General features: G+C 39.2%; 11 protein-coding genes. 9 read left to right on the top strand and 2 right to left on the bottom strand.

The annotated features are described in order from the left end of the window. The first annotated feature begins 174 nt into the window (after positions 1-174). Both FFR48_RS22615 and FFR48_RS22610 read left to right on the top strand, forming a co-directional pair. Positions 175-666 carry a M48 family metallopeptidase gene (locus FFR48_RS22615; RefSeq protein ID WP_137668917.1) on the top strand — a complete coding sequence of 164 codons (492 nt, stop codon included), beginning with the start codon at positions 175-177 and terminating at the stop codon, positions 664-666. A gap of 159 nt (positions 667-825) precedes the next feature. Next, entirely contained in the window at positions 826-1,572 is a 747-nt protein-coding gene (locus tag FFR48_RS22610; RefSeq protein ID WP_096568019.1) for an SIMPL domain-containing protein, read from the top strand. A 142-nt stretch (positions 1,573-1,714) separates the two neighbouring features. On the opposite strand, the gene FFR48_RS22605 is transcribed toward FFR48_RS22610, so the two are convergent. Beyond that, positions 1,715-2,077, bottom strand: a complete 363-nt coding sequence (locus FFR48_RS22605; RefSeq protein WP_096568017.1) for a single-stranded DNA-binding protein — start codon at positions 2,075-2,077, stop codon at positions 1,715-1,717. A gap of 405 nt (positions 2,078-2,482) precedes the next feature. Here FFR48_RS22605 and FFR48_RS22600 point away from each other — a divergent pair, with 405 nt between their 5' ends. The 5 genes from FFR48_RS22600 to ribD all read left to right on the top strand — a co-directional run bounded on the left by FFR48_RS22600 (position 2,483) and on the right by ribD (position 6,749). Beyond that, on the top strand, positions 2,483-3,487 hold the full coding sequence (locus FFR48_RS22600) for a rod shape-determining protein (protein ID WP_096568015.1): 1,005 nt from the start codon (positions 2,483-2,485) through the stop codon (positions 3,485-3,487). 435 nt (positions 3,488-3,922) lie between these two features. Continuing rightward, entirely contained in the window at positions 3,923-4,702 is a 780-nt protein-coding gene (gene mreC / locus FFR48_RS22595; protein ID WP_096568013.1) for a rod shape-determining protein MreC, read from the top strand. A 77-nt stretch (positions 4,703-4,779) separates the two neighbouring features. Then, a complete protein-coding gene (mreD, locus tag FFR48_RS22590) occupies positions 4,780-5,418 on the top strand; it encodes a rod shape-determining protein MreD (protein ID WP_137668916.1) in 639 nt (212 codons plus the stop codon). Positions 5,419-5,511: 93 nt separating this feature from the next. Beyond that, positions 5,512-5,658: a hypothetical protein gene (locus tag FFR48_RS22585; protein ID WP_162501941.1), complete on the top strand. Its 147-nt coding sequence runs from the start codon at positions 5,512-5,514 to the stop codon at positions 5,656-5,658. Beyond that, positions 5,652-6,749 carry a bifunctional diaminohydroxyphosphoribosylaminopyrimidine deaminase/5-amino-6-(5-phosphoribosylamino)uracil reductase RibD gene (gene ribD / locus FFR48_RS22580; protein WP_236104152.1) on the top strand — a complete coding sequence of 366 codons (1,098 nt, stop codon included), beginning with the start codon at positions 5,652-5,654 and terminating at the stop codon, positions 6,747-6,749. Before FFR48_RS22585 ends, ribD begins: the two co-directional genes overlap by 7 nt. 108 nt (positions 6,750-6,857) lie before the next feature. On the opposite strand, the gene FFR48_RS22575 is transcribed toward ribD, so the two are convergent. After that, positions 6,858-7,076 carry a hypothetical protein gene (locus tag FFR48_RS22575; protein ID WP_096568007.1) on the bottom strand — a complete coding sequence of 73 codons (219 nt, stop codon included), beginning with the start codon at positions 7,074-7,076 and terminating at the stop codon, positions 6,858-6,860. 545 nt (positions 7,077-7,621) lie between these two features. On the opposite strand from FFR48_RS22575, the gene FFR48_RS22570 reads away from it, so the two are divergent. Further along, the gene (locus FFR48_RS22570; RefSeq protein WP_096568005.1) at positions 7,622-8,104 is read left to right on the top strand and encodes a hypothetical protein; all 483 of its coding nucleotides are present in this window, start codon (positions 7,622-7,624) and stop codon (positions 8,102-8,104) included. Positions 8,105-8,142: 38 nt separating this feature from the next. Beyond that, positions 8,143-8,298, top strand: a complete 156-nt coding sequence (locus tag FFR48_RS29095) for a hypothetical protein (RefSeq protein ID WP_201277667.1) — start codon at positions 8,143-8,145, stop codon at positions 8,296-8,298. Positions 8,299-8,417 lie beyond the last annotated feature (119 nt).

The following is an 8,417-nucleotide window of genomic DNA, read 5'->3' as shown; positions in this document are numbered from 1 at the left end:
CTCTTTTAGGTGTTTTAACAGCTTTTCTCTCTGTTCTTGAGACAGATGGTTTTTTGCTGGCATAATTCAGAAGCGATCGCTTAGTTACTTAATTCCCTATTATACAATCTAGCTGCACAACAGCTTAAATCTAATAATCAACCTAATAATCAACCTAATAATCAATTTTCCAACATACCGGAAAAAATAGCATATTTATCAGGAGAAAATCACTACTTTCAAGGTAAAAGCTATATATTAAACGTGATTGAAAAACCTGGTAATGCACAAATAGAAATTAGAAATAACACATATATTGATTTATATATTAAAACAGGAAGTAATACAGAACAACGGCAAAAAGTCTTAAATAATTGGTATCGTCAACAATTAAAAATACAAATTCCCCCATTAATAGCTAAATGGGAAAAAATCATAGGTGTAAATATTAACGAATGGGGAATAAAAACCATGAAAACAAAATGGGGAACTTGCAATGTACAAGCTAAACGCATTTGGTTAAATTTAGAACTCGCAAAAAAACCTATTCATTGTTTAGAATATGTAGTAGTGCATGAAATTACCCACCTGTTAGAACGCACCCATAACGCTAAATTTCAAGCTTTAATGGATCAATTTATGCCAAAGTGGCGAGAATATAAAAAAGAATTGAATAACAATAACTAACTAACTAATTTGTTACCAAAAACGTAACCAACCCAAACTTGTATTTAGACAATGCCAAACTATCAATAGGAGTTAAATCTCCCAGATGTTTTAGTAACTGTTAACTGTTAAAAGTTGACAGTAGATAATTGATTGATTTTTTTGAGGAGTGTGCATTTTATGTCTAGAAATACCTTATCAATTTCTTCCCTTCATATCAAGAACCTGGGAAAAATTCTTTATTCTACCTTATTAATATGTATGATATTTGCCCTACCAGCATCAGCCGAAGAAAAAGCCAAATTATGGCGCACCTTAACCGTTAGCGGAAGTGGAGTAGAAAGAATTGCTACCACCTTATCACAAGTTAGTTTAGGTGTAGAAGTGCAAGGAAAAACAGCCGAAGAAGTACAAAAAGAAGCCGCCCGCAAGTCATCTGCCGTAGTCGCCTTACTTAAAAGCCGCAATGTCGAGAAATTAGAAACCACAGGAGTGCGGCTAAACCCAGTTTATAGTTATACCAACAACGTCCAAAGAATTACAGGTTATGCAGCCAGCAACACCGTGAGTTTTCGCTTTCCCACCGATAAAGTCGGTACATTATTAGATGAAGCAGTCAAAACCGGAGCAACCCAAATTAATGGTATTAGTTTTGTCGCCACAGATGAAGCTATTAGCAACGCCCAAAAACAAGCATTAAAAAAAGCTACCCAGGATGCCCAACAACAAGCCGATGCAGTTCTTGACACCTTGGGTTTTCAACCAAAAGAAATAGTGAGTATTCAAATTAATGGGGCAAGTGCGCCCCCACCACCAATGTTACAACGGGTTGAAATTGCTAAAGCAAACCTCGCCGATGCTTCCACCCCCATAGTCGGTGGTGAACAAGAAGTACAAGCATCTGTTACTTTGCAAATTAGTTATTAGGAACAGGGAATAGGGAACAGGGAACAGGGAACAGGGAACAGGGAACAGGAAATATTTATCTTTATTCTGACTCCTGACTCCTGACTCCTGACTCTTGACTCCTGACTCCTGACTCCTGACTCCTGACTCCTGACTCCTGCACCTAAAAATTCTCTGGAGACATATCCCCCATAGCCGCCTCAGCATCACGCTTAGAACCGAGTAATTCTAGTTGGTCTACATAAATGACTGGCTTTGAACGATTAACACCTGTTTGGCGATCGCTCCAACTATCAAATTTCAGAGAACCTTTAACCCCAATTAAACTTCCTTTACGCACATAATTACCTGCTACTTCCGCAGTTTTTCCCCACAGTTCCAAATTAAACCAGTCTGGTTGATCACTATTTTTTGTTTTTCTATTAACCGCTAAAGTTAACTCACATTTAACCTTTCCCGACTCAAAATACCTGATATTCGGATCGCCACCTACACGTCCAACAAGAGTGACAACATTAATGCTCATGGGTCTTACCTTAGTCTTCAATTACTGTTAAACTTGAGTACGATTGTACTGATTAATTTTTGATCTTATAATAACCAATTGTAAAAACCTGGAAAATATGTTAAGTAATTAACAATCATATATGTTAATTGTCCCAGATGCTTTAAAAATTACTGGTAATTATTGCCATTATACGGTTAAGTTCAGTAAATATGAGAAGAGAGAAAATAAGATGACTGCTACAGCCATCAACATTGACAAAAATTATAGAAAAAAATAGTCTGATTTACTGGAGTCAGGCAAAGAAATATCATAAAATCCAGGAAAATTAAATCTCACTCTTATCAATTAACACTCACAAATTAGCGCATATAGGGGGCATAGATACGCGTGGGTCTTTTTCGTAACTTTCGCTCATCATGGGATATGGGTATCGACCTCGGTACAGCCAACACCCTAGTTTATGTATCTGGTAAAGGAATTGTACTACAAGAACCGTCAGTAGTTGCCATTGATCAAAATGAAAAAATAGCACTAGCAGTAGGAGAAGATGCCAAAAAAATGCTCGGACGGACACCGGGTAATGTAATAGCGGTTCGCCCCCTGCGTGATGGTGTCATTGCTGATTTTGAGACGGCCGCACTGATGCTAAAAAGCTTTATCCAGCGAGTAAATGAAGGTAAGTCACTGATTTTACCACGGATAGTCATTGGTATTCCCAGCGGTGTTACAGGGGTAGAAAGACAAGCTGTAATGACTGCCGCTTCTCACGGAGCCAGGGAAGTATATTTAATTGATGAACCAATAGCAGCAGCCATTGGTGCTGGTTTACCAGTCGCCGAACCCACCGGTAACATGATCATTGATATTGGAGGAGGAACAACAGAAGTAGCTGTACTCAGTTTACAAGGAACAGTCATCAGCGAATCAGTACGTATTGCCGGAGATGAATTAACAGACTCAATTATTCAGTATATGAAAAAAGTTCATAACCTGGTAATTGGTGAAAGAACAGCAGAAGACATCAAAATTCGCATTGGTTCTGCCTATCCTACCGACGATGATCACGATGCTATTATGGAGGTTCGCGGTTTGCACCTGCTTTCTGGATTACCAAGAACTGTTATAATCAAAAGCCCAGAAATTCGAGAAAGTATGTTGGAAGCATTATCAGTAATTATAGAAGCTGTCAAACGCACACTAGAACGGACACCACCAGAACTAGCAGCAGATATTATTGACAGAGGAATTATGTTAGCAGGTGGGGGCGCATTACTTAAAGGGATAGATACCTTAATTAGTCATGAAACAGGTATAGTCACTCATATTGCAGCAGATCCTTTAAGTTGTGTTGTCCTGGGTACAGGTCGTGTGCTAGAAAACTTCAAGCAGCTAGAAAGGGTATTCAGCGGACACTCTCGCAATATGTAGGCAAAAGCGAAAACAAGATAATGGATTCTGTAGCTATAGCTATAAAATAATATAGCCACCACTATTTTAATATAGCAGTTAGCAGTTAGCAGTCAGCAGTCAGCTTTTAAAACTCCTATCTGTTATACAGCAGGTTACAGAACAATGAGGTACAAAATCTAAATTGAAACCTATACACTTTCACCAGTCTTACTCCTGACTCCTGACTCCTGCAAGGGCGAAGCATTCGGGCAATCAATGATCAATTTTTCTCACAGCTTATTTTCCTGCAAGGGCGAAGCATTCGGGCAATCAATGATCAATTTTTCTCACAGCTTATTTTCCGAATGCTTCGCCCCTACTTCGCCCCTACTTCGCCCCTACTTCGCCCCTACGACTCCTGACTTCTTAATTCTGCTCTATCTTAAATAATTTATCAAATATAAACAGGCATAAATGTTTACGGCACGCCGTTGGTGGGAAAATAAAGGATTACAAATCGTTTTGTTAGCACTAGTCTTTGGTAGTGCTTGGACACTACGACAGACTCAAGGGGCGCTAGTGATGGAGATATATCTAGGTATTGCCACTCCATTAAAGACGTTGCAGCCAGGAAACACTCCTGAAAATCGCATCCGTGAAGCCAAGTTATTGGAATTGCAAACCCGGATAGTAGAGCTAGAAAGCCAAAATCAAAAACTACAAAGTTTATTGGGATACGTAGAGAAAGAACCACTTGCAAAACGCCCAATAGTAGCCAGGGTAATAGGACGCAGTGCTGGCCATTGGTGGCAGCAAGTAACCTTAAATAGTGGCACAAAAGCAGGTATTCAGAAAGGTTTTGTGGTCAAAGCAGAAGGCGGTTTAGTGGGTTTAGTAGAAAGCGTCACTTCCAATACTAGCCGTGTATTATTAGTTAGCGATCTGAAAAGTCAAGTAGGTGTCACTATTAGCCGTACATCTGCTAAAGGAGTTTTACGAGGTGATTCTTCCGGCGAAGGAGTGCTAGAGTTTTATGAAAAAGTCCCCAATGTCAAAGTTGGAGATTTAGTTTCTACCTCTACTTACAGTCAGAAATTTCCCGCTGGTGTACCAGTAGGCAGAATCAAATCTTTAGATTTAAAGAAACTCCCCACCTCAGTAGCCAAAGTTGAATTATTCCCACCAATACGCTATTTAGATTGGGTAACAGTATATCCAGGTTCAGAAAATACAGATCCGGAACAACCAAACTAAGAGGTGACTGGGGACTGGGAAAGAAAATTGTATCACCAATCACCGATCACCAATTACCTGAAAAATTGAGCAAAACCATGAAAATTCCTGGATTTCCTGGCAGCACAAGCAAGAAAGCAAGAAAGCCAGTCCGCAAATCCAAATCCTTAATTCCCCAACTAACAGATTGGCATCCCTGGCTACGTCAAGTCATGGATTGGACAGTGACATCTGGCTCAGTGCTGTTATGTTTATTGATGTTGCCAACTCGATTCCCAGGCATGGAATTATTGGGTATTGGACCTAACTGGTTACTGATTTGGGTAGTAGCGTGGAGTGTGAAACGCTCTATATTTGCAGGTGCATTGGCAGGTATCATTTTAGGTCTACTGCAAGATGCTTTGACAGCGCCTCACCCGTCCCATGCCATCAGTTTAGGAATTGTAGGAATGCTGACCAGCCTAATTCAAAAGCAACGTTTTATTCAAGAAGACTTTATTTCTATTGCTTTAATTGTCTTTGGCATGGCGGTGGTGTCAAATACTATTTTGGCATTGCAATTTTCTTTGATGGGTGGTAGCTGTGGTGCAGAATGTTTCCGCAAAGCGGAAGACATCTGGATATATTACCAACGTGTGGCCTTAGCTTCTGCTATTCTTAGTAGTCTATGGGCTCCTGTGTTTTATTACCCTCTCAATCGTTGGTGGCAAAAAATGAAATTAATTCATAATTCATAAAACAGGGAACAGGAGGCAGGAGGCAGGAGGTAGGAGGCAGGAGCAAAATAAATATTTCTTGCTCCCTGTTCCCTGTTCCCTATTTTTTGACTTTTGACTTTTAATTTTCTTCCCCACTCACCAGTCACCAGTCACCAGTCACCAATCCCCAATCCCCAGTCCCCAGTCCCCAATCCCCAATCCCCAATCCCCAATCCCCAATCACCTCTTCCCCAGTCACAATGTCCTCAAATATGGTAAGTAGTGAATTTGATTCCCTGATGATGCAACGGTGTTTGCAATTAGCCCGGCGTGCTTTGGGACGCACTTCACCAAATCCATTGGTGGGGGCGGTGGTTGTCAAAGATGGGGAAATTGTCGGGGAAGGTTTTCATCCCCGTGCAGGTGAACCTCATGCCGAAGTTTTTGCCCTCCGAGCCGCAGGAGAAAAAGCTCGTGGCGCTACAATTTATGTCAGCCTCGAACCCTGTAACCATTACGGACGCACTCCTCCCTGTTCCGAAGGCTTAATCAAAGCAGGTGTATCTAAGGTAGTTGTGGGTATGGTCGATCCTAACCCTTTGGTAGCAGGAGGTGGTATTGCTCGTTTACGTGATGCGGGAATAGAAGTAGTCGTAGGGGTGGAAGAAGAAGCTTGTCAAAAACTAAATGAAGGTTTTATCCATCGCATTCTCTACAAACGTCCTTTAGGCATTTTGAAATATGCTATGACCCTGGATGGCAAAATTGCTACTAATTCTGGTCATAGTGCTTGGATCACAAATCCCGATGCCCGCAGCGAAGTACATCAACTCAGGGCAGCTTGTGATGCTGTCATTGTCGGTGGTAATACCGTTAGACAGGATAATCCTTATTTAACAACTCATCAGCAAGAAGGATATAATCCTTTGCGGGTGGTGATGAGTCGCAGTTTGAATTTGCCAGAAAATGCCCGTCTGTGGGAAGTGGCGGAAGCTCATACTTTGGTGTTAACAGCAGTAGGCAGTTCCCCAGATTTTCAACAGATGTTGCTTAACAGGGGTGTGGAAGTGGTGGAATTTCCCTTGCTCACACCAGATCATGTTATGGCTTATCTATATGGGCGTGGTTTTTGCAGCGTATTATGGGAATGCGGAGGAACTTTAGCCGCAAGTGCGATCGCTCAAAATGCAGTCCAAAAAATTCTGGCTTTTATCGCTCCTAAAATCATTGGTGGTCGTCATGCTCCTACACCCGTAGGTGATTTAGGTTTTACTTCTATGACAGAAGCTATACCCCTAGAAAGAGTTAATTGGCGTGTCGTCGGTTCTGACTGTTTAGTTGAAGGTTATTTACCACAAAAAAGTCAGTAGTTATTAGTTATTAGTCATTAGTTATTAGTCATTAGTTATTAGTCATTAGTTATTAGTCATTAGTTATTAGTCATTGGTTATTTTTCCCAATCACCAATCACCAATACCCTATGACTGTTGACGTTCATAAGCAAGATCACGGATAAGACTGAGCCGAGCGCGGATGTAGTCACAAAGAAAATCTATTTCATGGGGATCTAATAGGGCTTGTTTTGTGGTCTGTTTGACTAACCACTGTACCAAGCTGGCATCGTCCAGCTGCAAAAGAGTTACAGTTTGAGCAGCTTCAACTATAGACCAAAGCTGACGCATAATTGTAGGAGTCATTAGACCTCTATTTAATTATTTAGCTTAGTTTTTTCCAGATTACACAATTTCGATATTAGCTGACTCAATAAATGTACAAGTTGAGATAACTATTATTAAAGGCTTAACAAACTGATTTATATCTTGATAAAGTTTAAAAAATATTAATTATCAAAAATTAACTTTACAATAGTTTACCTAACTTAGATAAACTTTATAGCAGAAGTGTTGAATGTTAAGATTTTGAGGATATTGTCCAATTTGTGCATTGGTATCAGTGATACCAAATTTGAGCAATTAATGACTCTATTCTCAATAGACAATAGGTTTTACCTGGGTAAAACGCCAAGATTGTAAAGTTGTATTCCAGGATTCAACACTTGTGATATTTAGATAATATAAAATTTTACATAATTACTTCTAGTCCATGCTATAAAATAAATTAGAGTGGGAATTGGTAATTGGTAATTGGTAATTGGTAATTGGTAATTGGTAAATTTAATCCTGAAAATCCTCACATCCTGAAAATCCTGATTCTGACAATCAATTTATATTTTTGAGTTCTTATGCAAACCAAAAACAAATTCTCCTGGTTTGATGTATCTGATGAAGTCAAAGAACTATTAATATTAGCCGCCAAAACATGGGAAAATACAGAAGAATCAGCCAAATATATGCAGCAAGCTTTAGCTAAAACCGGAGAAAATACAGATGTTTTAGTTGCAGCTTACAGATATTTTTATTACAAAAATAATTATAGTTTAGCACTGACAACAGCCGAAAAAATAATTGCTAAAATCAAAGAAATAGAGAATTTACCTCATAATTGGGAAGAACTGCAACCAATCCTACAGCAAAGAAAAGAAGAACCCAATATCAGATTATTCTTAAATGCTTATGCTGCTTCTGGTTTAGTTGTAGCTAAACTAGGAAAGTTAGAACAAGCTAAAGAAATCAGTACCAAAATTCAAGGTATTGATAATAAAAATGATTTTGGTGCTAGTATTCTTTTCGATATTTTAACCCGTCCCCCAGAAGAAGACGAATAATTCTTAATTCGTAATTACAGATCACAAAATTACTAATCATGAACAATTGGTTTTCTCTCAACCCAATATCTTATCAATTTTTGTCATTATCTACACCTAATACCATTATTTTACCAGGACAACCGGAAAAGCCTCCAATTCCTGAAATTAGAAATCCTCAAGCTAATCCTCCTATGGTTTTTTTACCTAAATAGGGTTTGCTGAATAAACCTAAAACCTTGATATATCAAAGGTTAGAGGCTGATAAACACAGAAATTAGTGCAAGGGTTTTGAAGGGTATACCGGAAAAAGTGTGCATTTTTTGGGATTTCA

This window comes from Sphaerospermopsis reniformis (assembly GCF_005402885.1).
Classification (GTDB): domain Bacteria; phylum Cyanobacteriota; class Cyanobacteriia; order Cyanobacteriales; family Nostocaceae; genus Sphaerospermopsis; species Sphaerospermopsis kisseleviana.
Note: the sequence above shows the minus strand (reverse complement) of the source record. Positions and strands in the feature narration are given on the sequence as shown.

What these genes read in the sequence shown, in the direction of transcription:
- FFR48_RS22610 (WP_096568019.1), top strand. Translation starts at nt 826, where the DNA reads ATGTCTAGAAATACCTTATCAATTTCTTCCCTTCATATCAAGAACCTG.
- FFR48_RS22605 (WP_096568017.1), bottom strand. Translation starts at nt 2,077, where the DNA reads ATGAGCATTAATGTTGTCACTCTTGTTGGACGTGTAGGTGGCGATCCG.
- FFR48_RS22600 (WP_096568015.1), top strand. Translation starts at nt 2,483, where the DNA reads ATGGGTATCGACCTCGGTACAGCCAACACCCTAGTTTATGTATCTGGT.
- mreC (WP_096568013.1), top strand. Translation starts at nt 3,923, where the DNA reads ATGTTTACGGCACGCCGTTGGTGGGAAAATAAAGGATTACAAATCGTT.
- mreD (WP_137668916.1), top strand. Translation starts at nt 4,780, where the DNA reads ATGAAAATTCCTGGATTTCCTGGCAGCACAAGCAAGAAAGCAAGAAAG.
- ribD (WP_236104152.1), top strand. Translation starts at nt 5,652, where the DNA reads ATGGTAAGTAGTGAATTTGATTCCCTGATGATGCAACGGTGTTTGCAA.
- FFR48_RS22575 (WP_096568007.1), bottom strand. Translation starts at nt 7,076, where the DNA reads ATGACTCCTACAATTATGCGTCAGCTTTGGTCTATAGTTGAAGCTGCT.
- FFR48_RS22570 (WP_096568005.1), top strand. Translation starts at nt 7,622, where the DNA reads ATGCAAACCAAAAACAAATTCTCCTGGTTTGATGTATCTGATGAAGTC.
- FFR48_RS29095 (WP_201277667.1), top strand. Translation starts at nt 8,143, where the DNA reads ATGAACAATTGGTTTTCTCTCAACCCAATATCTTATCAATTTTTGTCA.